The sequence below is a fragment of the Lacibacter sp. MH-610 genome, assembly GCF_045780045.1.
Taxonomy (GTDB): domain Bacteria; phylum Bacteroidota; class Bacteroidia; order Chitinophagales; family Chitinophagaceae; genus Lacibacter.
Map to the genome: position 1 here is coordinate 2,359,968 of NZ_CP116002.1, position 26,275 is coordinate 2,386,242.

Annotated in this window: 31 protein-coding genes; 30 read left to right on the forward strand and 1 reads right to left on the reverse strand. The window is 38.0% G+C overall.

The genetic code is table 11. The features are described from left to right. The first annotated feature begins 189 nt into the window (after positions 1-189). From pruA to PDL71_RS11050, 30 genes are all read left to right on the forward strand, one after another. Positions 190-1,821 carry an L-glutamate gamma-semialdehyde dehydrogenase gene (gene pruA, locus PDL71_RS10905; protein ID WP_407520884.1) on the forward strand — a complete coding sequence of 544 codons (1,632 nt, stop codon included), beginning with the start codon at positions 190-192 and terminating at the stop codon, positions 1,819-1,821. A gap of 35 nt (positions 1,822-1,856) precedes the next feature. After that, positions 1,857-3,257, forward strand: a complete 1,401-nt coding sequence (locus tag PDL71_RS10910) for a hypothetical protein (RefSeq protein WP_407520886.1) — start codon at positions 1,857-1,859, stop codon at positions 3,255-3,257. Positions 3,258-3,355: 98 nt separating this feature from the next. Next, positions 3,356-4,129 carry a hypothetical protein gene (locus PDL71_RS10915; RefSeq protein WP_407520888.1) on the forward strand — a complete coding sequence of 258 codons (774 nt, stop codon included), beginning with the start codon at positions 3,356-3,358 and terminating at the stop codon, positions 4,127-4,129. 6 nt (positions 4,130-4,135) lie between these two features. Beyond that, positions 4,136-4,687, forward strand: a complete 552-nt coding sequence (locus PDL71_RS10920) for a hypothetical protein (RefSeq protein WP_407520890.1) — start codon at positions 4,136-4,138, stop codon at positions 4,685-4,687. Then, the gene (locus tag PDL71_RS10925) at positions 4,687-5,073 is read left to right on the forward strand and encodes a hypothetical protein (RefSeq protein ID WP_407520892.1); all 387 of its coding nucleotides are present in this window, start codon (positions 4,687-4,689) and stop codon (positions 5,071-5,073) included. Before PDL71_RS10920 ends, PDL71_RS10925 begins: the two co-directional genes overlap by 1 nt. A gap of 42 nt (positions 5,074-5,115) precedes the next feature. Beyond that, the gene (locus PDL71_RS10930; protein ID WP_407520894.1) at positions 5,116-5,400 is read left to right on the forward strand and encodes an antibiotic biosynthesis monooxygenase; all 285 of its coding nucleotides are present in this window, start codon (positions 5,116-5,118) and stop codon (positions 5,398-5,400) included. 3 nt (positions 5,401-5,403) lie between these two features. Further along, positions 5,404-5,817, forward strand: coding sequence for an OsmC family protein (locus PDL71_RS10935; RefSeq protein ID WP_407520896.1), 414 nt, complete (start codon positions 5,404-5,406; stop codon positions 5,815-5,817). Between the two features lie 27 nt (positions 5,818-5,844). Further along, positions 5,845-6,303, forward strand: coding sequence for a TlpA family protein disulfide reductase (locus tag PDL71_RS10940; protein WP_407520898.1), 459 nt, complete (start codon positions 5,845-5,847; stop codon positions 6,301-6,303). Between the two features lie 6 nt (positions 6,304-6,309). Further along, positions 6,310-6,531, forward strand: coding sequence for a hypothetical protein (locus PDL71_RS10945; protein WP_407520900.1), 222 nt, complete (start codon positions 6,310-6,312; stop codon positions 6,529-6,531). Positions 6,532-6,544: 13 nt separating this feature from the next. Then, a complete protein-coding gene (msrB, locus tag PDL71_RS10950; protein ID WP_407520902.1) occupies positions 6,545-6,991 on the forward strand; it encodes a peptide-methionine (R)-S-oxide reductase MsrB in 447 nt (148 codons plus the stop codon). 150 nt (positions 6,992-7,141) lie between these two features. After that, positions 7,142-7,585 (forward strand): hypothetical protein, encoded by a 444-nt coding sequence (locus PDL71_RS10955; protein WP_407520904.1) that lies wholly within the window; start codon positions 7,142-7,144, stop codon positions 7,583-7,585. Positions 7,586-7,587: 2 nt separating this feature from the next. Then, the gene (locus tag PDL71_RS10960; RefSeq protein ID WP_407520906.1) at positions 7,588-7,869 is read left to right on the forward strand and encodes a DUF427 domain-containing protein; all 282 of its coding nucleotides are present in this window, start codon (positions 7,588-7,590) and stop codon (positions 7,867-7,869) included. Between the two features lie 90 nt (positions 7,870-7,959). After that, positions 7,960-8,481, forward strand: coding sequence for a peptide-methionine (S)-S-oxide reductase (locus tag PDL71_RS10965; RefSeq protein ID WP_407520908.1), 522 nt, complete (start codon positions 7,960-7,962; stop codon positions 8,479-8,481). Further along, complete coding sequence (locus PDL71_RS10970; protein ID WP_407520910.1) at positions 8,482-9,438, forward strand: aldo/keto reductase; 957 nt, start codon at positions 8,482-8,484, stop codon at positions 9,436-9,438. Positions 9,439-9,440: 2 nt separating this feature from the next. Then, positions 9,441-9,896 (forward strand): carboxymuconolactone decarboxylase family protein, encoded by a 456-nt coding sequence (locus tag PDL71_RS10975; RefSeq protein WP_407520912.1) that lies wholly within the window; start codon positions 9,441-9,443, stop codon positions 9,894-9,896. A gap of 20 nt (positions 9,897-9,916) precedes the next feature. Next, complete coding sequence (locus tag PDL71_RS10980) at positions 9,917-10,492, forward strand: uracil-DNA glycosylase family protein (protein WP_407520914.1); 576 nt, start codon at positions 9,917-9,919, stop codon at positions 10,490-10,492. Between the two features lie 5 nt (positions 10,493-10,497). Next, a complete protein-coding gene (locus PDL71_RS10985) occupies positions 10,498-11,205 on the forward strand; it encodes an ATP-binding cassette domain-containing protein (RefSeq protein ID WP_407520916.1) in 708 nt (235 codons plus the stop codon). Positions 11,206-11,237: 32 nt separating this feature from the next. Beyond that, positions 11,238-12,674 (forward strand): glycine betaine ABC transporter substrate-binding protein, encoded by a 1,437-nt coding sequence (locus tag PDL71_RS10990; protein ID WP_407520918.1) that lies wholly within the window; start codon positions 11,238-11,240, stop codon positions 12,672-12,674. Beyond that, entirely contained in the window at positions 12,675-13,823 is a 1,149-nt protein-coding gene (gene egtB / locus PDL71_RS10995; protein WP_407520920.1) for an ergothioneine biosynthesis protein EgtB, read from the forward strand. Positions 13,824-13,840: 17 nt separating this feature from the next. Then, entirely contained in the window at positions 13,841-15,082 is a 1,242-nt protein-coding gene (locus PDL71_RS11000) for an alpha/beta fold hydrolase (RefSeq protein WP_407520922.1), read from the forward strand. Continuing rightward, a complete protein-coding gene (locus PDL71_RS11005; RefSeq protein WP_407520924.1) occupies positions 15,069-15,752 on the forward strand; it encodes an alpha/beta hydrolase in 684 nt (227 codons plus the stop codon). The genes PDL71_RS11000 and PDL71_RS11005 overlap by 14 nt, the downstream gene beginning before the upstream one ends. A gap of 2 nt (positions 15,753-15,754) precedes the next feature. Then, positions 15,755-16,246 (forward strand): peptide-methionine (S)-S-oxide reductase MsrA, encoded by a 492-nt coding sequence (gene msrA / locus PDL71_RS11010; protein WP_407520926.1) that lies wholly within the window; start codon positions 15,755-15,757, stop codon positions 16,244-16,246. Positions 16,247-16,370: 124 nt separating this feature from the next. Next, complete coding sequence (locus PDL71_RS11015; RefSeq protein WP_407520928.1) at positions 16,371-17,297, forward strand: VPGUxxT family thioredoxin-like (seleno)protein, type 2; 927 nt, start codon at positions 16,371-16,373, stop codon at positions 17,295-17,297. A gap of 18 nt (positions 17,298-17,315) precedes the next feature. Then, on the forward strand, positions 17,316-17,615 hold the full coding sequence (locus PDL71_RS11020; protein WP_407520930.1) for a phosphoribosylpyrophosphate synthetase: 300 nt from the start codon (positions 17,316-17,318) through the stop codon (positions 17,613-17,615). A 37-nt stretch (positions 17,616-17,652) separates the two neighbouring features. Continuing rightward, a complete protein-coding gene (locus tag PDL71_RS11025) occupies positions 17,653-19,014 on the forward strand; it encodes a mercuric reductase (RefSeq protein WP_407520932.1) in 1,362 nt (453 codons plus the stop codon). 1 nt (position 19,015) lies between these two features. Continuing rightward, a complete protein-coding gene (locus PDL71_RS11030) occupies positions 19,016-20,266 on the forward strand; it encodes an acetyl-CoA C-acyltransferase (protein ID WP_407520934.1) in 1,251 nt (416 codons plus the stop codon). Then, positions 20,263-21,225 carry an L-histidine N(alpha)-methyltransferase gene (egtD, locus tag PDL71_RS11035; RefSeq protein ID WP_407520936.1) on the forward strand — a complete coding sequence of 321 codons (963 nt, stop codon included), beginning with the start codon at positions 20,263-20,265 and terminating at the stop codon, positions 21,223-21,225. Before PDL71_RS11030 ends, egtD begins: the two co-directional genes overlap by 4 nt. Positions 21,226-21,227: 2 nt before the next feature. Further along, positions 21,228-21,905, forward strand: coding sequence for an aspartate/glutamate racemase family protein (locus PDL71_RS11040; RefSeq protein WP_407520938.1), 678 nt, complete (start codon positions 21,228-21,230; stop codon positions 21,903-21,905). Between the two features lie 2 nt (positions 21,906-21,907). Continuing rightward, positions 21,908-22,921 carry a sodium:calcium antiporter gene (locus tag PDL71_RS11045; RefSeq protein ID WP_407520940.1) on the forward strand — a complete coding sequence of 338 codons (1,014 nt, stop codon included), beginning with the start codon at positions 21,908-21,910 and terminating at the stop codon, positions 22,919-22,921. Positions 22,922-23,379: 458 nt separating this feature from the next. Next, positions 23,380-25,533, forward strand: coding sequence for a carboxy terminal-processing peptidase (locus PDL71_RS11050; protein WP_407520942.1), 2,154 nt, complete (start codon positions 23,380-23,382; stop codon positions 25,531-25,533). Here PDL71_RS11050 and PDL71_RS11055 read toward each other — a convergent pair. Beyond that, on the reverse strand, positions 25,530-26,270 hold the full coding sequence (locus PDL71_RS11055) for a spheroidene monooxygenase (protein ID WP_407520944.1): 741 nt from the start codon (positions 26,268-26,270) through the stop codon (positions 25,530-25,532). The genes PDL71_RS11050 and PDL71_RS11055 overlap by 4 nt on opposite strands. Between the last annotated feature and the right edge of the window lie 5 nt (positions 26,271-26,275).

Consider the following 26,275-nt stretch of genomic DNA (forward strand, 5'->3'; position numbering starts at 1 on the left):
AAAATGATACACAATAAACATGATTTTGTAATCAGCAAAAATATTAACAGGCAATATTTACAAATAACAAGGTGCATTTTGAACAAAACGTTTACTATATTATCTGCAACTTGCGAATTATTATTTAACTTCCGTTTTATAATATAAAACCTTTAAAGTTTATGTTTTTTGTATGCAAAAATAATCTAAATGCCAAACGCAATATTTAACCCCAAAAAGCCTGTTAACGAGCCGGTAAAAGATTACCTGCCGGGCAGTAAAGAAAGAGAAGACCTAAAAGCAGCGCTGCAAAAACTAAAAGCATCGGTTGTTGAAATTCCCATGTACATCAATAACCAGGAAGTAAAAAGCAGCGAAAAAGTCAATATCTATTCTCCACACAATCATAGCCAATTGCTTGGCCATTATTACATGGGCGAAAAGAAGCATGTTACAATGGCTATTGATGCTGCTTTGGCAGCCCGTAAAAAGTGGGCTGATATGCCTTGGGAACAAAGAGCCTCTGTTTTTTTAAAAGCGGCCGACCTCATGACCGGCAAGTACCGGGCAAAGCTTAATGCTGCATCCATATTGGGGCAAGGCAAAACCATTCACCAATCAGAAATTGACAGCATTTGTGAATCGGCCGATTTTTTAAGGTTTAATGTAGATTACATGTCCGAAATCTATAAAGACCAACCCGAATCCCCGGATGGGGTTTGGAACAGGATGGAATACCGTCCTTTGGAAGGTTTTATTTTTGCTCTTACCCCATTCAATTTTACCTCAATAGCCTGTAACCTGCCTACAAGCTGTGCCATGATGGGTAATGTGGTAGTGTGGAAGCCCAGCAATAACCAGATTTACAGCGCCATAGTTCTTATGGAAATTTATATGGAAGCAGGATTACCTGAAGGGGTTATCAACTTAATATATCCCTCCGGGCCTGATGCTGCAGAAGTTGTTTTTGAGCATCCTGATTTTGCAGGCATCCACTTTACCGGCAGTACAGGTGTATTTCAAAATATTTGGCAAAAAATCGGTAACAATATTCACAAGTACAAGGCATACCCCCGAATTGTTGGCGAAACAGGTGGTAAAGACTTTATTATGGCACACAGCAGCGCCAATGTGGATGCATTGGTTACAGCAATAATCAGGGGGGCTTTTGAGTACCAGGGCCAGAAATGTTCAGCAGCATCAAGAGCATATGTACCAGCCAGTTTGTGGCCACAGGTAAAAGAAAAACTAACCCAGCAGGTAAACGATATTAAAATAGGCTCGCCGGAAGATTTGGGTAATTTTATGGGAGCTGTTATTGATGAAAAAAGTTTTGATAAACTAAATGGATATATTAATGCAGCCAAAGCAGACCCTGATGTGGAATTACTAACCGGGGGCGACAACAGCAAGGATGTTGGCTATTTTATTAAACCCACTATAATCAAAACAAACAATCCAAAATACATAACCATGTGTGAAGAACTGTTTGGCCCTGTTCTTACATTATATGTTTACGGGGATAATGAATTTGAAGCTATTTTGGATTTAGTGGATTCCACTTCCATCTATGCACTCACAGGTTCTTTTTTTGCAGATGACCGTGATATTATTAATTATGCAACTAAAAAACTAAATCAATCGGCCGGTAATTTTTATATCAATGATAAGCCTACAGGAGCAGTGGTGGGCCAGCAGCCATTTGGTGGCGCCAGGGGTAGCGGAACAAATGATAAAGCAGGCTCTAAGATAAATCTGATGCGCTGGGTTTCTGCCAGAACAATTAAAGAAAACTTTATACCACCTATAGATTACAAGTATCCTTTTATGAAACCTGAATAGTCAATAATTACATCAAACGCTTAAATAAATTAAAAATGATACAGTTAAGTTTTAAATCATCCCTACCTCTTTTGGCAGTAACTTTCTTAATGTTCACTGCCTGTAATAACTCTGGTAGTAATGAAAAGGCCACTAACCATTCAGCACATCAACCAGACAGCAGCAGCCAAGCACCTGTTGGGTATATTTATACTACTACAAATGGTGAAGGCGAAAACCAGGTGGTAGGTTTTGAACGATATGCTGATGGCAATTTAGGTAATGAAAAAGTGTATGGCACACAAAGCAATGGCGGTTCAAAAAGTACCGACCCTGTATTTGGCGATTACGATTACCAGGGGTCAATACAAATAATAGATAACTACCTGCTTACAGTAAATACAGGCGGTAATACAGTATCGGTTTTTGATTTGAATAAAAAAGATGGCAGCTTAAAATGGAAATCAAATTTTGACAGTAAGGGCCAGCGGCCGGTAAGTATTGGCTATACAAAAGTAGCCGGTAGCGAAACGGAATACTGGGTTACTGTTGCCAACCAGTGGGGCATTCCTACGGCTTTATATGAAGGTGAAAAATTTGTAAGGTTGCCAAATGATGCGTTTTTCAAACAAGACCTGGCTAAGCCGGATGCTTCCGATGAAGTGCGTAACGTTCAGCTGTATAAGTTTGATACAAAAACCGGCACTGTCACTTACAGTGGCCTGGTAGATAAATACACAAGAAAATGGGGTGGCCCGGTGCAGGTGGCATTTAGCCCCGATGGAAAAAAAATAGCTGTTACACTTTGGGGCATTCCTCATTTCTTAACCGAGCACCCTATTTTGAAAGAAACACAACCCAGCCGTGTATATGTGTATGATTTTGTAGATGGCAAGGCTATTAATCCCCGTTATTTTGAAGAAGACGGTGTAATAGGCGCAGTTGGTTTTAATTGGGGAAATGATAACAGCACATTATTTGTGTCTTACTTTAATCTGATAGATACAAAAACAGACCACGGGTTGGTCGTATTGCGGGATGATAATAAAAAACTCATCAAACAAAGCAATCATACTACCAGTGCCACAGGCGATGTAGATGAAGCCTGCTGGACAGCTATGAATGCTGATAAAAGCATGCTGTACGTAGTGAGTTTTTATTCAAACGTAATTACACCTTTTAAAATTGAAAACAACAAGGTGGTGAAAACATTGCCGTATGAAGGGGTGAAAAAGGATAACCCTGTGAATGACTTAAAAGATGTGTACGTTGCACCAGATAATAAAATGCTGTATTGCATTGGGGCTTTAAACAGTTACTCCATCAAGCATTTTATGATTGCAGCCGATGGCAGCCTCAAATTTCATGATGAAAAAGTATTAGATATAACAAAATCAGCCTTAGGCAAACCTGGTGTATACGATTTGTGTGGGTTAGCAGGTTATGATGTTCAATAGCTAATTTTTTATATCTTACGGTAATAATTATTTACAACTCTTGCTTCTGAGTAATGGAAATAGAAAAATTCATTAAATCTGAACATAGTGTTCATAATATGGCACGGATTCTTGGAGCTATTGGCAAGGCGTATATTAATCCCGTTTCAGACTATAGCCATACAAATCTCCGCTGGTGCGAAATAAATCACCACTTAGAAACAAGAAGTTTTACTTTACCCGGAGGTGATACGGTTTGGGTAAGTTATCATCCTGCTCATTTACATTTTCATGTATATGTGAATGATGAAAAAGATAACAAAAAGATGGTGCTGGTTAAGAATAATTCTATTGAATTTGTAAAACAGAAATTTGTAAAAATCCTCAATGACCTTGCTTTGGACGCAAATAAATTTTTGCCGAACCTCAGGTTCAGGCATCTTGAATTGCTGGATGATAATGGAAAATTATTTTTACCTGATAAACCCAGCCTGCACCAGTTTGAAACAATACGCAGCGAAGCAAACCGTATTTTGCAGGAGTATCTTTTGCAGAGTGGATTACAAAGTGAGATACGGGTATGGGAAAATAATTTTGATACAGGTATTTATTGTCAATTCGCAAATGGAACAGACCAATATGCAGGTTATGCCCAGGCAGATAAGGAAGCATACGATAAACCTTATTTTTACAATAGTTTTTTTGTAAACGGAAAAAAAATTATTCCCATTAATTTCAAACAGGCTAAAAACACTATTTGGGAAACCGAAAATTGGGGTGGCGCCATTTTACCAATGGACAGGTTTGAAACTATGGAAGAATTTTTAGCGGCCGCCCCCGCCTTTTTAAATGAAACAACTGAAATATTTTTATCATCAATAAAACAACAATAACACAAAATGAAATTAACAGAAAACAACTTGGTTGGAGCAGTAAAAGAATTAATTGGAAAGGGCTATTCTGATGATTTCAGGATTAAAGAAAATAAACTGGCAGCTACCCAATCGGGTATTGAGTTACAACCAAAAGATTTTTCCATTGATGCAGCCTATAAGTTTGAGGGTGCAGAATCAGAGCTGGATACACAATATTTATTTGCAATTTCATCAACCGATGGAAAAACCAAAGGTTTGCTGATTGATGCACTTGATATTTATCAGGAATTAGAGGATGCTGACATTACTCAAAAACTTAATGTGCAATTTGAAACCTATGTGTTTGACGATAATAAAGCCGAACAGAAATATGGTCTGCCCAAAGTATATAAAACGAAATTTGATGAAAATCCTCACCGCTATGAATTACGTTTGGGTTATCCTGATTTTCCACCATGCCCCTTTGGAAATTCCTTTAGCATGCTGGGATTTGATAAAGACACCAATCAATATGTATGGTTAGTTACAAGCATCATTAAAGATAAAAGGCTTAGCAAAGTAGGATTTAACAAATAATGGACTGGTATCTTCCTATAACAATAATTCCAGGAGTTGGTGTACTGATTGTTTCAACAACCAACCAGATTATTGCTTTGAATATAGATATTGCACAGATGATATCCAATAAGAGTTGTATGGAGCAAATGCGGATTTTTGATAAAAAAAATAACCAGTTAAAAAAGCTGGCAAGAGCTACGGTATTATTTTATATCTCCAGCGCTTTATATGTTTTTTCCGGCTTGTCAGGCGCTTTTATGAGCAGCAGGGGTGTTTCTGAAGTTGTGTTAATTGCTGCAACGGCCTGCCTCTTTGCTGCCTTGGGTTATTTAATCTTTTATGGGCACGACTTAATAAAAATTCAGAAAATACAAGTAGAACAGATTAAAAACACAAAACAATGATTGTAGGAGTATTTAAAAGCAGGGTAAACCCTGATTTTGCTGATGAGTTTTAAGAGACTGTATGCTGAAATGAGCAACCACATTGCCAGAATAGATGGTTATAAAGGCCACAAAATGTATAAAGCAGATGATGGTGAAGCTGTAGTAGTAGTGGAGTTTGAAGATGATGTATCCTTTGAAGCCTGGGACAAACATCCGGCGCATAAAAAAGCAAAAGAAAGAGGCAAGCTTGAAGTATTTGATTTTTATGATGTAATGGTGGGCAAAGTCTTTGAAAGGCATACTAAACCAGAGCAAGAACCTTTTATTCCTCCTTTTTTTATATAGAATATGGCAACAACAGTAAATATTAAAAACATACCCGAGGGTTATCAATCCATTATTACCAATGGCAGGCACAGCATCGTTGGCGATGAACCCGTAAACAGCAAAGGCACAGATTTGGGCCTCAGTCCAAGTGAATTAGTATTAAGTGGCCTGGCCATGTGCAAGGTTGGAACGGTTAGGTACATTGCAAGAAAAAACAACTGGGAAATAGGCAATGTGGAAGCCACACTGGAGCAGGAAGTAAAAAGAGACAGCAGTGGAACACGTACCGTGGTGAAGGTAAATTTAAAAATTGAGGGTGATATTACCGAAGAACAAAGAGCCGAACTTTTAAAGCAGGCTGATAACTGCTATATACACCGCCTGCTAAATGGAGAATGGGATATTCAGCCAATTCAAACAGTGTTAGAAAAATAACCGGGTTTTATTACAGGAAATATATCTATGACAGGATTAACAAAAGCAGAGCTTATTAAGGGTTGGAAGCTGAAAACGATTACCGGTACTGATATACCTGATATAACCGCATTTGCCGGAAAGCCGCTGCTGATTTTATTTTTTAACCTGGGGTGCCCTGGATGTAAAGGAAGGGCCCTGCCTTTTGCCAATAGTATAGTAGTTGATTATGGTAATTTGGTAAATGTTTGCGGCATACACACAAATTTTGAGGGGCTTGACTACTCCGATGAGGAATTAATAAAGGCAAAGGAAACTTATTATATCAGGTTTCCTTATTACAGAGATTTTAATTTCAATACAACCTTTATCAATTATGAAGCAGGAGGAACTCCGCACTGGATACTTACAGACAAAGAGTTAAACCCCGTTTATTCTATATTTGGCTCTGACCCTAATAATGCTTTACTTAGACTTGAATTAAAAATTAAAGAACTATTACAATAACAAATTATGACAAAAGAAGAACTCATTAAAAAAGTTTCATCAGAAGGATACGCTGTAGACCTTACACTTCAGGATGATTGCCTGTATTGCTCTGCCACAGAGGAGAGCTATTTTTTGCAAAATTTTGATGTAGTTATGGAATACGATTTTGATGAAAACGGGCAAACAAAAAAACTCAGAACTGTAGTATCAACCGAGTACGACCTTTCGGGATTTTATATAATCTAAATAAATAAATATTATGCTTAAATGGAATGATGTATTAAAGATTGCCAACAACGGCAACCCTGCTCCCGATAAAAGGGTAGAAAAAACAGAAGAAGAATGGAAAGAACTCTTAACAGAAGAACAATTTTTTGTAACAAGGAATAAGGGAACAGAGCGGCCGCACAGTTCAGAAATGTGCAACCTGTTTGAGCCCGGCAAGTATGCTTGTATTTGCTGTGACACAGAACTTTTTGACAGTGGGGAGAAATTTCAAAGCGGAACGGGCTGGCCTTCGTTTACACAACCATTAAAGGAAAACGCAGTGGCATATCATAAAGACGGCAGCTATGGAATGATCCGCATAGAAGCGCTTTGCAATACCTGTGATGCACATTTGGGTCATGTATTTCAGGATGGACCTGCCCCCTCCGGCCTCAGATATTGTATAAATGCCGTTTCACTAAAAAAAATTAAAGAATAAGTAGGGCTGGGAAGAATTTACAAATTGGAGTGTTCTTTTGTTAATTAGCTATTATCATAAGGAGATATATTTGTAATATCGGGATTAAAATACTAAAAAGCGAAATATAGAGGCATAATAGCTTAATGCCTCCAAATAAACACTTTTGATATGGATAAACTTTTATTGAAAAATAAACTACTTGAGAATGAACGAAACAAAGTAAAATCGTTCAAGGTTAATCTAACTGATTTTATCAATAATACACATATTGACTATCATGAAACCCGTGATAATGACGACCACTCACATCATCACCAGGCTACAACAGATAGTAATATCGGGCATAAACATTTGCATGTTCATGAAGACCATATTGAAGCAATTGAAGCCATTGATTTTTCACCAAGTGCAGTAGTAGAACCCGGCGCCCTGGTGCAGGTAAATGACAGGTATATAGTGGTAGCCGTAGCAGAATCAGCTTTTCAGTTTGATGGTAAGGATATATTATCCATTTCTCCTGAAGCGCCATTATATCAATGTATGAAAGGGAAAAAAACCGGCGATACCTGTACTATCAACAACAATAATTTTGTTATAAAAAATATTTATTAATCATGAAAGCGATATTCAATAAAACAGTAATCGCAGAAAGCGATAATACCATAAGCCTGGAAGGGAATACCTACTTCCCTCCTGACAGCCTGAAAAAGGAGTATTTTAAAGAAACCAATCATCACACCACCTGCCCGTGGAAAGGGGTTGCTTCTTACTATACCATTGAAGTAAAGGGGGAGATATGCGACAACGCAGGCTGGTTTTATAAAAACCCTACAGATGCCGCCAAAGAAATTAAAGACCATGTGGCATTTTGGAGAGGTGTAAGGGTTTCCCAATAGTTTACAGTTATAAGATTCGTATTTTTTGCAATACAGAAAAATCTAATAATGTCTTAAAACATTTTTTTAATAAAAACAGGAGATTAATGAATGACAGCTTTCTCAAAAATAGGATTTGGTGGCAGCTGTCACTGGTGTACCGAAGGCATTTTTGCTTCAGTAATTGGCGTACAAAAAGTGGAGCAGGGATGGATAGCCTCTGAAAACGAGAATGCTTATTTCTCCGAAGCAGTAATCGTTCATTTTGATGAATCTCTTGTGTCGCTTCAAAACCTGATTGAAATTCACCTGCACACACATTCCAGCACTTCCAACCACTCCATGCGGAAGAAATACAGGTCGGCAGTATATACATTTACGGAAGAGCAGTTTCATCAATGTTCGCCCCTTATTAAAACACTCCAATATAGTTTTGACGAATCGCTTATAACAACAGTTTTAAGGTTTGCAGCGTACAAACCAAATACTGACGATTACCAGGATTATTATTATAGCGACCCCCGGAAACCTTTTTGCCAAACAAGCATCTATCCAAAATTACAGCTACTGGCAAAAAAGTTCAGTTCTAATATTAACAGAGATAAACTAAAAGAATATAATATCACTTTATAGATGACAACAATAGGATTAGGTACAGCAGCAATAGGCCGTCCGCAATACATTAATATTAAACAAAAAACCGGTGCAGAAGATGAGCCATTTCAGTTAAGCCAATTCAAGCAGCAAGGCATTGCATTGCTTGAAACTGCTTACCAATCCGGCATTCGTTATTTTGATACAGCTGCCGGTTATGGTATTGCAGAGGAAATGTTGACAGACTGGTTGTCTGGCAAACAGATTTCCGATATTACTGTAGCAACAAAATGGGGCTATACCTATGTAGCGGGGTTTGACCCGAATGCAAAAGTTCATGAAATAAAGGAGCACAGCCTTAAAAAACTTAATGCACAGTGGGAACATTCAAAAAAACTATTGCCCTATCTGTCGGTTTATCAAATACACTCTGCCACACTGGAAAGCGGGGTGCTGGATAACATGGAAGTTTTGAGCAGGCTGGCAGAACTTAAAAATGAGTACCAAATAAAAATTGGTTTAACCACAAGTGGAAGCAGGCAAAAAGAAGCGCTGCTTAAAGCCCTGGATATTGAGGTGGATGGCAAACCGCTTTTTGATGCCTGCCAGCTTACTTATAATGTGTATGAGCAAAGTATTTACGACATTGTCGCTAAAATAAAAAAAGCAAACATCAAAGTTATAGTAAAAGAAGCGCTGGCGAATGGCCGTGTTTTTGCCAATAAAAAATATCCGCATTATCTACCACACTATACCCTGCTCTACGAGCTTGCAGAAAAATATAATACCGGGGTTGATGCGGTAGCAATACGGTATTGCATGGATAGTATTCAACCCAATGTTGTTTTAAGCGGGGCATATAATGAAGAAACCTTAATGCAGAACCTGGAGGCGTTAAACTTTAAATTAGAACCAGAAGAGTTAGAAGACATTAGGACAATGAATATAATGCCTGAATTTTATTGGAATGAACGAACTGCATTAACGTATAATTAGCAATGATAAAAGCAAAATTTAAAAATACAAGATATAGTGCAGAAGGTGCACCGCTGTTGCATATTGCAGAAGAGATGGCAAAAGCGTATGGATATACAGCCAACTTAAAAACTGATAAAGAACTGGCCCAGCTCATCCGCCTGCGGATAGCCACTCTTAACCAATGCAGCTATTGCAGTATTCTCCATCATAATGTTTGCAGGGAGCTGGGTATTAACCAGGAAAAAACAGATTGCCTTGGTAGTTATTGGGAAAGCGAACTGTATTCAGAAAAAGAGAAAGCTGCTTTACTATATGCAGATGCCTTGAATATTGGAAAGGGAAAAACATTTGATGATGCACATCAGCAAATGCTTCGTTTTTTTACTGTTGATGAAATTGCCGAGGTTGCTGCCATTGTTATTAATATGAATTTGTGGACAAGAATAAAACTGGCACAGGGGGTTGTTCCTTATTAAACAAGAAATTTATTTACATTTTGAAAAATCAACTTGCAAAAAAAATTCTGGCTTGCGAAACCTGTATTCAGTTTTTACCCAATAAACCAAAGCCAATATTTCAGTTTAATGAAAACAGCAGGATACTGATTATTGGACAGGCACCCGGGCAAAAAGTGCATGATGCCGGTATTCCTTTTCTTGACAAAAGCGGTGAAACGTTAAGGAGATGGCTGGGAGTAACTGAAGAGCAGTTTTACACCCCATCATTATTTGCCATTGTACCTATGGGCTTTTGTTTTCCAGGAAAGGGAAAAACCGGAGACCTGCCACCACGGCCGGAATGTGCCCCGCAATGGCATGAAAAAATTTTAAAGCAATTTAAACATTTGCAGCTTACGCTTCTTATCGGCACTTATGCACAGAATTATTACTTGCAGGGCAATAGAGATAATTTAACCGATACCGTAAAGAACTATAAGAAATATCTGCCCGCCTATTTTCCATTGGTACATCCATCGCCACTCAACTTCAGGTGGCAGGCAAAAAACCCATGGTTTGAAAGTGAGGTGATACCCGTTCTTCAAAAAAAAGTAAAAAAAATATTAATCAAATAGCAACATTGATTGCATCACTAAAAAATATCAACCTGAGTTTTTCCGGTAAAAAAATACTGGATAACTTTTCTATTGATTTTAATGAAAAAAAAATTACCGGGCTGCTTGGGTATAGCGGTAGCGGAAAATCAACCATCCTTAAAATAATAAACGGGATGGTGATGCCGGATGCAGGCAGTGTGCAGGTTTTTGGTAAGTCCTTTGATTATGCGATGGGAAATAAACTGCGTTTACAAATTGGGTATGCAGTGCAGCATGTAGGTATATTTCCGCACATGACCGTGAAAGAGAATATTACTTTGCTGGCAAATATTACACAGCAGGACAAAAGTAAAATTGATGCAAGACTGAAAAGATTGTTGGAAATGGTACAGTTGCCTCAGAGTTATTTTTCCAAAAAGCCACATCAATTGTCAGGCGGAGAGCAACAACGGGTGGGCCTTTGCCGTGCATTTTTTTTAGAACCTCCTTTAGTTCTGATGGATGAGCCTTTTGCAAGCCTTGACTATCGCACCAAATCCGGCATTTATCACCACCTGCTGCATATTCAGCAAGAAGAACCTACCTCCATAATAATAGTTACACACCAGTTTGAAGAAGCACAAATATTATGCGATGAGTTTGTATGGCTAAATGAAGGTAAAATTTACAAGCAGGGGGCAAAGTCGTTATTAACTACCATTCAAAACGAGTTTAAAGAACAGCACATTTGAAAAGGCTGATTTTAAATATCACTTTTTTGCTATTGGCATTTAATAGCGTAGCTCAACAAAAAATTGTGGTGGGGGCAAAGCATTTTAATGAAGGCTATATACTCAGCGAAATAATTTCGCAGCTTTTAGAACAGGAAGGCTTTACGGTTGAAAGAAAATTTAACCTGGGAGGCACATCTGTAGCCTTTGAAGCATTGCGAACAAAACAAATAGATGTGTACCCGGAGTATAGCGGCACTATCTCATCTGAAATATTAAAGCACACAGAAAGGATTTCTTTAGATAGCATAAAATCAGAACTAGAAAAAAAATATTCACTTGCTGCATCAAGGCCATTCGGCTTTAATAATACCTATGCTGTTGTTGTAAATGCAGTAACAGCCGAAAAATACAGCCTTTCAAAAATTTCTGATTTGGCTTTGCAAAAAAATTTATCCGGGGCAATCAGTTATGAGTTTTTGGAAAGGCAGGATGGATGGAAAAACCTTGCTGCTGCTTATGGTATTACAAATTCGGTAAAGGGTATTGAGCATGGGCTGGCTTACACAGCTTTGAACAGTAACAAAATTGATTTTACCGATGCATATTCTACTGACGGGGAAATAAAAAAGTATAACCTGAGGGTATTACAGGATGATAAACATTTTTTTCCTGACTATGCTGCCCTGGGTTTTTATTCATCATCATTACCGGATAAAGCAAAACTGGCAATAGATAAACTGGGTAACCTTATTACTGAAAATGAAATGCAGGAAATGAATGCCCTGGCCTTATATGCCCAAAAAGATTTTTCAATAATAGCCAATGATTTTCTTAACAAGAAAGGGCTAACTAAAGTTGCAAAAAAACAAACTTCAGGTTATTGGGGCGATTTATTGAAACATCTTTCGCAACATTTGTTTCTCACATTTCTGTCGGTGTTTATAGCTGTTATTATTGCCTTGCCATTAGGATTGTTTTTGTATAGGCGCAAGTTGTTATTAAAGCCGGTACTATACCTTACCGGAATTTTACAAACCATCCCTTCAATTGCGCTGCTGGCTTTGCTTATTCCCCTGTTAGGTATTGGTTCAAAGCCTGCAATTTTAGCCTTGTGTATTTATGCATTGCTACCAATACTTCGCAGCACAATTACCGGGCTTGAAACTGTGGACCCACAACTAAAAAATGTAGCTACTGCTATTGGATTAAATCAAAAACAAAAACTGAGGCTGGTAGAGTTACCACTTGCGTTGCCTACTATTCTTTCAGGTATTAGGATAGCTTCAGTTATCAATGTAGGTACAGCTACGCTGGCTGCATTTATAGGCGCAGGCGGCCTTGGAGAGTATATTGTAACCGGGCTGGCATTAAACAATACTGAATTGATATTGAAAGGCGCCATACCTGCTGCTGTACTTGCTGTTGTAATAGAGCTTTTATTTGAATTGATTACCAAATTGCTTACTAAAAAAACAAATTACAAGTAGATGGAGAGTATTAAAGACAGATTTATACGGATTAGAAAGTACAGTGAGGCTTTGGTAAAGCCAATCATCACCGAAGATTTTTCGGTGCAGCCCGTTGCATTTGTATCGCCACCCAAGTGGCACCTTGCACATATTACATGGTTTTGGGAGCAGTTTGTTTTGCTTGTTTACAAAAATGGTTACAAAGTATATAATGATGATTTTTCTTACCTGTTTAACAGCTATTATAATAATATCGGGAAAAGGGTATTCCGGCCCAATCGTGGGTTAATGACAAGGCCATCGGTAGCAGAAGTGTTTGCGTACCGTGCCTATGTAGATGAACAAATGAATGAATTACTGAGCCAGCCTGTATCTCATGAGGCATTGCAAATTATTGAGATTGGTATTAACCATGAAGAGCAGCACCAGGAGTTATTGGCTTATGATATTAAATTTATTTTAGGGCATCAGCCAACTTTTCCTGTATACGCCGATAGATTCACATTAAAGCCCATTACTGCTCCGCAAAAATTTATCCCTGTAAGTGAAGGTATTTATGAGATAGGGAGCGATGGAAAAAGTTTTTGTTTTGATAATGAACTGGGCAAACACAAAGTATATATCAATGAATTTGAAATAGCAGCTAATCCTGTTTCCAATGGCGAATACCTTGAATTTATAAACGCTGGCGGTTACTCCAACTTCAATTACTGGCATGATGATGGGTGGCACTGGGTTAACAACAATAAAATAACCGCCCCGCTATATTGGCATTTGATAGAGGGAAAATGGCATGAGTATGATTTACATGGTCTGCAGGAACTAAACCTTAATGAACCGGTAAAGCATATTAGTTTTTATGAAGCCTTTGCCTTTGCAGAATGGAAAGGCATGCGCCTTCCTACAGAGTTTGAATGGGAAGTAGCCTCGGCCCATTTTCAATGGGGGCAATTGTGGGAATGGACAAATAGTGCTTATCTGCCATACCCTGGTTTTAATAAGGCTCCCGGTGCGTTGGGTGAGTACAACGGGAAGTTTATGGTGAATACAATGGTGATGAGAGGAGCTTCTGTTGTTACACCGCTTAATCACAGCAGAAATACATACCGTAATTTTTTTCATCCTGATATGAGATGGATGTATGGTGGAATTAGATTAGTAAAATAAAATCGGGTTGCTTTTAGATGAATACAATTAATATCAATATCAAAAATAGAAATGGTGAGACGTTGTCGGCTCACATGGTAAAGCCTTTACAAGGAGCTGTAAAGAACATCGCCATCTTTGCACACTGCTTTACCTGCTCATCAAGCCTGGCTATTGTAAAAAATATATCTAATGCACTTACAAGTAAAGACATCAGTGTTCTTAATTTTGATTTTACAGGGCTTGGCCATAGCGAAGGTGATTTTAGCGAGACAAATTTTTCCAACAATATTTCTGATATTGAAGACATCAACTCTTTTCTTACAGAAAACTATGTAGCCCCCACTATTTTAATAGGACATTCATTGGGTGGGGCTGCTGCAATAATAGCTGCCAACCGCTTACCCAATATACAAGCTGTAATAAGTATTGCGGCCCCATCTTATGCAAGGCATGTAACAAAACATTTTGGAAACCTGGAGGAAACAATTGATAAAAGAGGTTATGCAATGCTTGCTATTGGTGGCAGGCCATTTACAATTAGAAAGCAATTCATAGACGATTTAGAAACCCATCATGTGGAAGATGAAGTGGCGAGGTTAAGAAAACCATTGCTCATATTACATTCGCCACAAGACAAAATTGTAGAAATTGAAAATGCAGCATCCCTCTATCACAAAGCCAAACATCCAAAAAGCTTTATTAGCCTTGATGGTGCAGACCATTTACTTACCAATAAGGATGATGCATTTTATGTGGCAGATGTGATTGGCACCTGGGTAAAACGTTATGTTGCTATTGAAGAAAGCGCCTCATTAAACCAGAAAGATACAAATGGCGAGCAGGTACTTGTTTATCATGAAACGATGGTGCCTTACACCAATCATATCTATACATCATCGCATCATATTATTGGGGATGAGCCCATAGATTTTGGCGGCAATAATTTAGGTGTATCACCTTACGAACTATTAGTTGCTTCTATCGGCTCTTGTACTGCCCTTACCTTAAAACTATATGCACAAAGAAGCAAATGGGATTTACAGGAAGTATTCGTCTATCTCACCTATGCCAAAAAACATGCAGAAGAGATTGGGCTGGATATTGAAGAGATGGGTAAGATTGACCACATCACTAAAAAAATAAAACTGGTAGGTAATCTTACTGAAGAGCAACAATTGAAGTTAAAAGAAATTGCTTCAAAATGCCCGGTGCATAAAACAGTAAGTGGCCCGGTATATTTTACAACACATTTAATAATGGAAAATGAAAACAATTAAATTTAACAGTGCAGACAATGTGGAGGTAACAGCGGATTTATATCAGCATGAGAATAAATCTGCTCCTGTACTATTACTTTGCCACCAGGCAGGATATAGCAGGGGTGAGTATATTGAAACAGCGCCAAAATTGTTATCATTAGGATTTTCTTGTTTAGCACTTGACCAGCGAAGTGGCAACGAAGTAAATGGAGTTCAAAATCAAACTGCTCGTTTTGCACATAGCAAAAATTTCCCATTAAAGTATGTTGATGCGGTGCCAGATATTGAAGCAGGTATCCATTACTTAACACAGCAATTCCCTGCTTCTAAAAAAATCATTTTAGGCAGTTCTTATTCAGCATCGGTTGCATTAGTAATGGCTGCTAAATATGGCGATATATTTTCAGGTGCAATATCTTTTTCACCGGGAGAATATTTTGTGTACGATAAAAAAATTGTATCCGAATGGGCTGCACAAATAACAATTCCTGTATTATGTACCTCATCAAAAGGGGAAGTGCATAGTTGGGAAAAAATATTTAACGCTATACCACATGGGCTGGGTCAGCTATTTATTCCCAAAAATGAAGGACGGCATGGTAGTAAATCACTTTGGGAGGCTACACCCAACTATACAGAATATTGGCATGCGCTTACAATCTTTTTAAACAATCAATCAAATAAATAAAAATGGAAAATCTTAAAAAAGCGTACATCGCAGGTGGCTGTTTCTGGGGTATGGAAGAACTCTTCAGGGTAAGGCCGGGTATTAAGGATACCGAAGTAGGTTATATTGGCGGGCAAAACGAAAACCCTACCTACCGAAATCATCCGGGGCATGCAGAGGGTATTGAACTTACTTACGATGCATCGGTAACAAATTTCAGGGAAATATTAGATTACTTCTTTCGTATTCATAATCCCACAACGGTTAACAGGCAGGGCAATGATATTGGCTCAAGCTATCGTTCTGCTGTCTTTTTTCAGAACGATGAAGAAAAACAAACAGCGGCAGAAATAATAAAAATTGTAGATGACTCAAAGCGTTGGGAAGGCGAAGTAGTAACCACATTGGAGCCCTACTCTACTTTTTGGCCGGCAGAACCAGAGCATCAGGATTATTTGAAGAGAAGGCCTAATGGCTATACCTGCCACTTTGAACGGTTTGGAAGTTTTATTTAATTAGCGTTTTTGTATAAAAATGGATTTACTAAACAAGAATGTACACAAGCTAGCAGGGCTTCTTATTCTAATAGGTCTTACTGCTTGCAGCTTTCAAAATAACAGGGTAATTACAGCAGAAAATATGGAAAAAACAAATCCGCAAAAACAGAATATAGAACTGGGAAAAGTAAGTTGGCACAGGAATTACAAGGATGCTTTGCAAAAAAGTAAAGAAACCGGTAAGCCTGTTTTATTATTTTTTCAGGAAATACCCGGCTGTGCTACTTGCGTTAATTATGGCAGAAATGTTCTCAGCCATCCTTTGATGGTTGATTTAATTGAGAATGAATTTATACCGCTAGCCATATATAACAACCGGCCAGGTAGTGATGCGGAAATTTTAAAACTGTATAATGAACCTTCCTGGAATAATCCGGTGGCACGTTTTGTAGATGAAACGGGGAAAGACATTATTCCCAAACTGGAGGATAACTATGAGCCGGTATCAATGCTTTTTAAAATAAAGGAGACGTTGGCTAATAAAAATATCAAAGAACCGAAATATATTAACCTGCTTGAAAAGGACATTAACCTTTTGTTTGGCTATACAAAAACAAAAATTTATGAAACGCCTTGCTTTTGGTCAGGCGAAACTTCATTAGCACAGCAAAAATCGGTTATCAGTACAGAAGCTGGCTTTGTTGATTCAAAAGAAGTGGTAAAAATTGTATATGACCCAACCATAAGTACAGAAAAGGAACTTGACGAATATGCGAATCAGCAAGGGTTTTATACTATTGAATCTTCAACAGGATTCAGAACTGATAAAGACCCCCAATATTACCTGAAGCAAACAGCATTTCGTTACCTGCCGCTTTCGCCAGCACAGCGTACTAAAATAAACCAGGCAATACCATATGGTGAAAATGTAGAACAATATTTAAGCCCTACACAGTTAGGCTGGTTTAAAAATGATAAGCTGAAAGAATCGGCTGCGCCTGATAATTACACAAAGGACATTATTACCACCTGGGGTAAGCTTAATGAATCTTTACAACAAAAACAGTAGCATAAAAAATTATATAACATGGTTACATACGCAACACTTACACAAGCCATTACTGATTTGAACAAACGGGGCTTTGAATATGATTTCAATTTGCAGGAAAACAGTATTTACTGCCCGGCATTACAAAAGGCATTTGATGCAGAAAACTTTAATGTAGTGGAGTACCACCGTTTTGACGGGGATTCTAACTACGAAGATTTGGCGGAAGCTTTTGCAATAGAAACTACCTGTGGCATAAAAGGGGTGCTTACAGACAGTGCAGGCTATGCTGCAGCATTATCCCCCGCTATCATTGCCAAATTAAAATTCAGGTCATAATATTCTTGAAAATAAAATTTTAAAATAGATACTCAGTATGAAATTATTTGATTCAATAATTATTGGCTCCGGGCAGGCAGGCACTCCATTAGTTTTTTCTTTAGCAGCAAAAGGGAAAAAAGTAGCATTTATCGAAAAAAAGCAAGTAGGCGGCACCTGCCTCAATGTAGGTTGCACACCTACAAAAACCTACGTAGCATCTGCAAGAAGAATGTGGGATTTACAACATGCAGGTGATATGGGGGTAAATTTTGAAGGCAGCTTTACTGCAAATATAAATGCCATAAAAAAACGTAAAGATGACCTGATAGCAAAATCAGTTACTGGCATACGTTCAGGCTTATCAGATAATGAAAACATTACCTTCATTGAAGGGGAAGCTAAGTTTATTTCCAATTACCAGGTTGAAGTAAATGGTGAACAATTAACGGCTCAGCAAATATTTATTAATGTGGGCGGCAGGGCCATTATACCTGAAGAATACCAGGGTATGAATGTGCTTACCAATGAAAACATTTTGGACCTTACTGAATTGCCTGAACATTTAATAATAATAGGCGGCAGTTATATCGGTTTGGAGTTTGGGCAAATGTTCAGGCGTTTTGGCAGCAAGATTACCATTATTGAAAGAGGAGAAAATATTATTAGCCGGGAAGATGAGGAGGTAAGCAAAACCATTCAAACATTTATGGAAGCTGATGGTGTAGAGTTTATTTTAAATGCAACATCAATAGCCCCGGCTTATGACAGCAATACTTATACAGTAACCATAAACAATTCGCAGAAAATTAAAGGCACACATTTGCTCCTCGCTATTGGCAGGTTGCCCAATACTGATTTATTACAGTTGCAAAATACATCCCTGCAAACAGACCAAAGAGGATTTATTACTGTAAACGATTTTTGCCAAACAAGTGTAGAAGGGATTTTTGCTTTGGGCGATTGCAATGGCAAGGGTGCATTTACACATACTGCCTATAACGATTACCAGGTAGTGGAAAATTTTTTATTTGGTGATGGCAGCAGAAAAATATCTGACCGCATTATGACATATGGACTATTTGTTGACCCGCCACTCGGCAGGGCCGGAATGACGAAAAAAGATGCATTAGCCAAAGGTATTAAACTGTTAGAAGGTAAAAGAGAGATGAGTAGAATTGCAAGGGCAAAGGAAAAAGGAGAAACCTATGGCTTTATACAAGTTTTGGTAAACGCTGATACCAATAAAATTATTGGGGCATGTGTGCTGGGTACCGGTGGCGATGAGATAATAACCAGCCTTCTCAACATAATGAGTGCCGGTGTAGATTATACATTAATCAGGGATACGATGGTGCTGCACCCAACCATATCTGAATTAATACCCACAACATTAGAAAATTTAAAGGAGATAAGTTAAAATGCAATTAGAAAGAGAGATATGGATAGCTACAGGGTTAAGAACGCCTTTTGCAAAAGCAGGACAGCAATTAGCCCAATACGATAGCCTCTATTTATCCAGAGAAGTATTGAATGAAATGCACAAAAAGGAAAGCATCAACCCTGATTATGTAATATGGGGTACGGTTATACAAAATGTAAAGTACAGCAATATCGCAAGAGAAGCAGTAATGGATTCTATGCTGGATGAAAAAACTATATCATTCACTACCATCCTGGCCTGTAGCAGTTCTTTAGTTGCTGCTATACAGGCGGCATCTATGATTACAAACCATGAAATTGCAATTGCCGGAGGTGTAGAAAGCCCCAGTAATTTACAGGTTGCAGTTAATGCAAAATTTTCTGCATGGTTAAAAAAATGGAGTACTGCAAAATCTTTTTTTGCAAAACTTAAATTACTTGGCGGTATATTTTCTTTTGGCATTGACTATGTTCCGAGGGTAAACCGCAGTACCGGAAAAAGTATGGGGCAACATGCCCAAATTACCGATTACCGGCTGCATATTTCAAAACAAAAGCAGGATGAATTGGCTGTAGATAGCCATAGGAAATATTTTGCTGCAAAAGAAAAAGGGTTTTATGATGATTTGGTATTTCCAGTTAACAATATTAAAGAAGATAAGATACCCAGAAAAAACACATCGGTGCAATCCATTGCCCATTTAAAACCGGCATTTGACATTGCAGATAAAGGAACAATAACAGCAGGCAATTCATCATTATATACAGATGGCGCTGCCGGAGTATGGGTGGCTGGAAAAAATGCTGTGGGTAAATTAAGCACACCCTATAAGGCAAGATTAATTGATTGGGAAATGGCTGGTGTAAATATTGAGGAAGAAGGAATATTAATGGCTCCCACATTTGCTATACCCCGGCTGTTACATAGGCATGGGTTAAAATATGATGATATAGATATTTGGGAAATACACGAGGCATTTGCTTCACAGGTGTTGGCCACCATTCAAAACTTAGAAGATGCAACCCATCTAAAAAAAGCAGGAACAGATTTTAGTTTTGGAAAATTTCCTATGGAAAAATTAAACCCTAACGGAAGCAGCATTGCCATTGGGCACCCATTTGGTGCCACAGGTGCAAGAATACTTAGCCAGACGGTAAAGTCGCTTCATTTATTGGGCAAAGGAAAAAAAGCAGTAATAAGCGTATGTGCCGATGGGGGCCTGGGTGCTGTAGTGTTAATAGAAAATTGATTAAAGAAATAATAATGCAGGAAAATTTCAGAAAAGATGTGCTTGAAGGGTTAAGCAACAAGCCTCAAAAAAAACTATCATCAAAATATTTTTATGATGCCACAGGCGATGAACTCTTTGTAAAAATAATGGCGCTGCCGGAGTATTATCTCACCAGGGCCGAGATGGATATTTTTCAAGACAAAACCAGTGAACTCATTGCTGCAATGCAGTTAGAAAAGGAGGAAAAATATGATATTATAGAATTGGGAGCAGGAGATGGAACAAAGACAATTCACTTGTTAAGGGAGTTACAGTTACGCAAATTTAGCTTTGAGTATTATCCCGTTGATATTTCTTTAAATGCGTTAGAGGGTTTAGAAAACATGCTTTTAAAAGAGCTGCCTGAACTAAAGGTTAAGCCCATGCACATGGAATATTTTCAGTCATTGAGCAGGCTTAAACAGGATGGTAATAAAAAGATTATTTTATTCCTTGGTTCAAACATCGGGAATATGCCCGATGATGAAGCTACAGAGTTTATTTACCAGTTGGGCGCAAATATGTATCCCGGAGATAAACTTATTTTAGGTGTTGATTTAACAAAACCCAAAGAATTAATATTACCTGCGTATAATGATGCTCAGGGTATAACAGCAGCATTTAACCTTAACCTGCTGCATAGGATAAACAGGGAGTTAGATGGAAATTTTGATGTAAAGGAGTTTGAACATTACCCTGTTTATGATGAAAATGAGGGGATAGCAAAAAGCTATTTACGAAGTAAAAGGTCTCAAGAAGTAAACGTAAGCGGCCATACTTTTTTCTTTACAGAAGGAGAGCTGATACATACAGAAGTATCCAGGAAATATAACGATAGTATTATTAAAAAGATATTATCCAAAACAGATATTACCTGGGTAGAAAAAGTTACAGACAGCAACAATTTGTTTGCTGATTATATACTTCTCAGACATTAGTAATGGAAGAAATTAAGACAGGTATTTTAGGATTGGGTGCTGTTTCAACGCTGCACTACTTAAAAAGGCTTAATGAAGAGTATAGTAAAAAGAAAGGTGGATACAGTACTTTCCCTTCTATTTTAGTAAATGCTGATTTTAATAAAATCAACCCATATCTGCCCAATCAGTTTAAAAAACTTGAAGATGCACTGATGCCATACCTCAATTATTTTGAAGAGGCAGGCGTACTAAATTTGTTGATGCCCAATATCACCATACATGAGACATTGGATAAAATATTGGAACATTCAGTCTTCAGTTTTTCTATTGTACATCCGCTACAGCTAATGGCTGCTCAGTTGCTTCGTCATTCGGTAAAAGAAATATATCTTTTAGGTACAATGTATACAATGGAATCAATGTATATTGCTGATTATTTTAACAAAGCAGGTATTAGCTGCTTGTCAATTAATTCTGAAATAAAACTGATGATTGATAAGTTGAGAACTAAAGTGTATGCAGGTGAGGCAATTGATACAATAGAAACAGAAAAGTATATGACGGCCTGCTTTGGGAGTAAAAAAAAGTTAGTAATAGCATGTACTGAGCTATCTGTGCTATTCTCATTGTTTAAGTCTCTTTCTTTTTATGATATGGCTGAAGAGCAAATCAATTTTCTAATATACACAAAGCAATAAAAATGAACCTTCAGCTTTCCATTACGCAAAGTGTACTGTTGTTCCTCTTTTCCGGGGCAGTAATTTGGTATTTTAGTAACAAGCTTTCGGCTATTGTAGAATTTATTGCAGATGAGTTCAACCTGGGCGATGCTTTTGGTGGTACTATAATGCTTGCCATTGTCACAAACCTTCCCGAAATTGTTATTGTAGTTATAGGTGTTCAAAAAGGTGATACATCATTAGCCTTAGGGAATATTTTGGGTGGCATTGCGATACAGACTGTGTTGCTTGTTTTGTTTGATTTTGCTTCAAGAAAGAATGAAGATAAGCCGCTGTCAACACTTACATCAAACAGAAACTCTATTGCTCAGGGTCTTTTCTTATGTGCTATTTTAGCATTGGTTATTATGGGGTCACGGTTTGATGAAAAATTTGTTATGCAGAATGTCTCCCCTATTGAAGCAATGATATTAGGCTCCTGGATATTAAGCCTTTTCGTTATTAAACAGTGTGAAGCACAAAAGATGCTGCCCAAAATCGAATGTGAAATGATTCATAGAACAAAGCTGACAAAGAAAAGTGCTTTAATACAACTTATAATTGTTGCTCTAATTATTCTGTTTTTTGGTGTACTACTTGCTAATACAGGTGAAAAAATTGCTGCTCATTATAATATATCCGGAGTTGTATTTGGGGCCACCATACTCTCATTAATTACGGCAACACCTGAAATATCAGGTGGCCTGGCTTTTGTAAAACATAAAAGATATCCGCCACTTATCAGTGATATTTTTGGGGGTAATTCTTTTTTGCCTACATTGTTTTTTGTGGCTAATATTTTGGCCGGGAGGTCCATCTTAACAGATGCTCATAATTCAGATATTTATCTAACCTCTCTGTCCATAGTGCTTACGGCAGTTTATCTGCTGGGTATGATAATTCAATCCCCAAAACGAAAATGGGGAATGGGAATTGATTCCTGGATTGCTGTGCTTATTTATATTGGGGGAGTAATCGGATTGTTGTTAATATAAAAATTTAAATATGTTTTGTAAATAACATATCTTCAATGTGATATTAAAAAAATGTCCAATGTTTAAAGTTTATCAATATTTGTAAGATTATAATGACTTTATTAATTTCTGTATCGTTAAATAATTATGTCTTTATTTTATGTTGTAAACTATAATTTAATTTGTTCAAATCTGTAAAAAAATTGTTCGAAATTTGTCTTATTGCCCCGACTTCTTTACAAATAATCTCACTCAATCACTAGCATAATATTAGAACTTAGTTCGTTCCGGATCCCGCAGTGGTGGACTGGTTCGAATCCAATCATCCCGACATTTTACTACCTTTCCCCGCCCATTTTTACACCCGTTTATCCTAAATCTCCTGTTAAAAGCCAATAAATACACGAACGGGTTCGTTATCCCTCCGCATTTATTGCTATTTTTACTCTTATTCATTTATGTCAAAACTCATATCCTATATGTTTAGTAAAAAGAGTTTATTTATACTGTTACTGTTGGTAGTTGGAGGTGGAATTTTTTACGCAGTACAGTCATCCGCAACCCGTAAAATTCCTACGAACCGCTATGAGCGTATTCTTGTACTTGTAGGTGAAATGCTGGAAGAAGGACATTTCAGCCCCAAGAAAATTGACGACGCTTTTTCAAAAGAAGTGTTTCAGCAATTCCTCAAATCACTGGATCCGGATAAAAACTATTTCCTCGCAGCTGATGTGGAGCAATTCAAAAAGTTTGAAACAAAAATTGATGATGAAATTCATGGTGCCCGCCTGGAGTCCTTTTATGCCATCAATGAAGCGTATAAAAAAAGGGTAGAAGAAGTGGCAGCGCTCTACAAGGAACTTTTACAAAAGCCTTTTGATTTTAATGTGGATGAAACGTATGTAGATGATTACGACAAACAGGTGTTTCCAAAAACTGAAGCGGCCCGTAAAGAAGTATGGCGTAAGAAAATAAAATACGAAGTACTCAACCGTTATGTAGATGCCCTGGAAAACCAGGAGAAAAATAAAGGCAAAGAAAACTTTGTTGTAAAAACCACAGCAGAACTTGAAAAAGAGGCCCGTGAAAAAGTGCTGAAGGCTTACGACAAAATGTTTGACCGTTTCAGAAATCGTTTCAAAGATGATGATCGTTTCAGCTTATTGGTAAATACCATTGCCGGAAGTATGGATCCTCATACCAACTATTTTCCACCGGTTGAAAAACGTTCGTTTGATGAAAGCATGAGCGGCGAGTTCTTTGGAATCGGTGCTTCGCTTACTGAAGATGAAAACAACAATATCAAAATTGCAACCATTGTTACCGGTGGCCCTGCTTACAAAAGCGGTGTTATACAAATTGGTGACATTGTATTAAAAGTAGGACAAGGAATTGAAGAACCACAGGATCTTACCGGTTTTGAAGTGCCCGATGCCGTTCGTCTTATTCGTGGTAAAAAAGGTACTGAAGTTCGTTTGACGATTAAAAAGCCCGACGGCTCCATCAAAGTTGTTGTAATGATCCGGGAAAAAATTAACCTGGATGAAACATTTGCTAAAAGTGCAGTGATTACCGGCAGCGGTAACTCAAAAATCGGCTATATCTATCTGCCCGAGTTTTATGCCAACTTCAACGATCCCAATGGCGCCCGTTGTGCAGCCGATGTGGCCCGTGAAATTTCGAAGCTGAAAGCAGAAAGCGTTTCAGGAATCATTCTTGATCTTCGTAATAACGGAGGTGGTTCCCTGATGGATGTTGTGCAAATGGTGGGTTTGTTTATTGAGAACGGCCCTATTGTTCAGGTGAAAAGCCGTGATGAAGCCCCAACTGTATTGCGTGACAGAGATAATAACGTACTCTGGAACGGGCCTTTAGTAGTAATGGTAAACGAGTTCAGTGCCTCAGCTTCCGAAATATTTGCAGCAGCCATACAAGATTACAAAAGAGGATTGGTAGTTGGAAGTACTACTACTTATGGTAAAGGAACTGTTCAACGCAGCATTGACCTGGAGCGTACCAGTTGGACGAGTAATAATCCATCTGAATTGGGCTCTCTGAAATTATCATTACAGAAATTTTACCGCATCAATGGTGGCAGTACACAATTGAAAGGTGTAGCCTCTGATATTGTGTTACCAGATCAATATGAGTATCTCAAACTCCGTGAAAAAGATGAGCCTGCTGCATTACCTTGGGATGAAATTGCAAGCACTCAATACAAAGCATGGAGCAATGGTTACAGCTTTACGGAGATTATTGAACGCAGCAATGAACGCATTAAGCAAAATAAAGCATACACCTCTATCAAAGAATACAGCAACTGGCTTGAAAAGTATAACGACAAAGTATTTTCATTAAAGCTGGATAAATTCCGCCAGGAAAAACAGCAGCTGAATAATACGATCCGAGCTATTGATATATTAACCAAGCTTCCTGCTGAATTAAATATCAGTAATCTCAATGCCGATCTTGCAGCTATTGGGGAAGATGTACAAAAGAAAGAACGTAATACTGCATTCTTAAGAGTACGTAAAACCGATCTGAATCTTGGTGAAACCATCAATATTATGAGTGATATGATTCTGCAGTATCAGTTAGCAATGAACCGTCTTTCAGACAAGGCACAGAATTAATCATTTGTTTTTTGAAATAACTGAACGGGCTCTATTCCACGGATAGAGCCCGTTGTTTTTAATACCTTAAAGCGAACAAACATATCTTCACTATACCATTTTTCTTCTCGTGTTTTTTGAATAATCTCTTTATGATTCTTCATTTTATAAGCAAAGTTTTTCATTTGTTCTTTGCTTTGCCAGAATGATAAAGTGGCTTGCCTTACCCACAGCCATTCACCAATACCCTGCGAAAAAAGAAAGCCATCAGCCCGGGTCATTTCTTCTGCAGCTCCTTCTACATGTGCCCAAAAGCGATGGAGTTTGTTGATACGAATAGAAGCCCTGGTAAGAATAGCAATCGGCCCTTCATAACTGCTTTTAGGCGGCAGGTTGCCAAAAGCTTTTTTACCGTTCCAGGTACCGTGGCCTTCAATCGGTTCCAGTATCACCGTCCAGAGTTCACAACCAAACAAACGATACCAGTCCGCAATAAAGGAACCATAGAGTTCTTTAATCAGTTGCAGGTGATTGATATCTTTTTCAACAAAACGGGAAAGATCTTCCTTTACAACCAGCAAACCCCATTGCTGCCAATCAGGAGCTTTACTGAACGTGCCGCCTTTGCCGCAGCCTAATGTTTTATGAAAAAGAACTGATTTTTTAAACCACAGGTACAGGCTATGGATGCCCATCGCAGATACAGCAAAATAGATAAATCTTTTTTTATAGCGTACAATGGTAATAGCAGCATGCATGGGCT

Excerpts from the sequence above, each read along its gene's own strand:
- pruA (WP_407520884.1), top strand. The coding sequence starts at position 190 with ATGCCAAACGCAATATTTAACCCCAAAAAGCCTGTTAACGAGCCGGTA.
- PDL71_RS10910 (WP_407520886.1), top strand. The coding sequence starts at position 1,857 with ATGATACAGTTAAGTTTTAAATCATCCCTACCTCTTTTGGCAGTAACT.
- PDL71_RS10915 (WP_407520888.1), top strand. The coding sequence starts at position 3,356 with ATGGCACGGATTCTTGGAGCTATTGGCAAGGCGTATATTAATCCCGTT.
- PDL71_RS10920 (WP_407520890.1), top strand. The coding sequence starts at position 4,136 with ATGAAATTAACAGAAAACAACTTGGTTGGAGCAGTAAAAGAATTAATT.
- PDL71_RS10925 (WP_407520892.1), top strand. The coding sequence starts at position 4,687 with ATGGACTGGTATCTTCCTATAACAATAATTCCAGGAGTTGGTGTACTG.
- PDL71_RS10930 (WP_407520894.1), top strand. The coding sequence starts at position 5,116 with ATGAGTTTTAAGAGACTGTATGCTGAAATGAGCAACCACATTGCCAGA.
- PDL71_RS10935 (WP_407520896.1), top strand. The coding sequence starts at position 5,404 with ATGGCAACAACAGTAAATATTAAAAACATACCCGAGGGTTATCAATCC.
- PDL71_RS10940 (WP_407520898.1), top strand. The coding sequence starts at position 5,845 with ATGACAGGATTAACAAAAGCAGAGCTTATTAAGGGTTGGAAGCTGAAA.
- PDL71_RS10945 (WP_407520900.1), top strand. The coding sequence starts at position 6,310 with ATGACAAAAGAAGAACTCATTAAAAAAGTTTCATCAGAAGGATACGCT.
- msrB (WP_407520902.1), top strand. The coding sequence starts at position 6,545 with ATGCTTAAATGGAATGATGTATTAAAGATTGCCAACAACGGCAACCCT.
- PDL71_RS10955 (WP_407520904.1), top strand. The coding sequence starts at position 7,142 with ATGGATAAACTTTTATTGAAAAATAAACTACTTGAGAATGAACGAAAC.
- PDL71_RS10960 (WP_407520906.1), top strand. The coding sequence starts at position 7,588 with ATGAAAGCGATATTCAATAAAACAGTAATCGCAGAAAGCGATAATACC.
- PDL71_RS10965 (WP_407520908.1), top strand. The coding sequence starts at position 7,960 with ATGACAGCTTTCTCAAAAATAGGATTTGGTGGCAGCTGTCACTGGTGT.
- PDL71_RS10970 (WP_407520910.1), top strand. The coding sequence starts at position 8,482 with ATGACAACAATAGGATTAGGTACAGCAGCAATAGGCCGTCCGCAATAC.
- PDL71_RS10975 (WP_407520912.1), top strand. The coding sequence starts at position 9,441 with ATGATAAAAGCAAAATTTAAAAATACAAGATATAGTGCAGAAGGTGCA.
- egtB (WP_407520920.1), top strand. The coding sequence starts at position 12,675 with ATGGAGAGTATTAAAGACAGATTTATACGGATTAGAAAGTACAGTGAG.
- PDL71_RS11000 (WP_407520922.1), top strand. The coding sequence starts at position 13,841 with ATGAATACAATTAATATCAATATCAAAAATAGAAATGGTGAGACGTTG.
- PDL71_RS11005 (WP_407520924.1), top strand. The coding sequence starts at position 15,069 with ATGAAAACAATTAAATTTAACAGTGCAGACAATGTGGAGGTAACAGCG.
- msrA (WP_407520926.1), top strand. The coding sequence starts at position 15,755 with ATGGAAAATCTTAAAAAAGCGTACATCGCAGGTGGCTGTTTCTGGGGT.
- PDL71_RS11015 (WP_407520928.1), top strand. The coding sequence starts at position 16,371 with ATGGAAAAAACAAATCCGCAAAAACAGAATATAGAACTGGGAAAAGTA.
- PDL71_RS11020 (WP_407520930.1), top strand. The coding sequence starts at position 17,316 with ATGGTTACATACGCAACACTTACACAAGCCATTACTGATTTGAACAAA.
- PDL71_RS11025 (WP_407520932.1), top strand. The coding sequence starts at position 17,653 with ATGAAATTATTTGATTCAATAATTATTGGCTCCGGGCAGGCAGGCACT.
- PDL71_RS11030 (WP_407520934.1), top strand. The coding sequence starts at position 19,016 with ATGCAATTAGAAAGAGAGATATGGATAGCTACAGGGTTAAGAACGCCT.
- PDL71_RS11040 (WP_407520938.1), top strand. The coding sequence starts at position 21,228 with ATGGAAGAAATTAAGACAGGTATTTTAGGATTGGGTGCTGTTTCAACG.
- PDL71_RS11045 (WP_407520940.1), top strand. The coding sequence starts at position 21,908 with ATGAACCTTCAGCTTTCCATTACGCAAAGTGTACTGTTGTTCCTCTTT.
- PDL71_RS11050 (WP_407520942.1), top strand. The coding sequence starts at position 23,380 with ATGTTTAGTAAAAAGAGTTTATTTATACTGTTACTGTTGGTAGTTGGA.
- PDL71_RS11055 (WP_407520944.1), bottom strand. The coding sequence starts at position 26,270 with ATGCATGCTGCTATTACCATTGTACGCTATAAAAAAAGATTTATCTAT.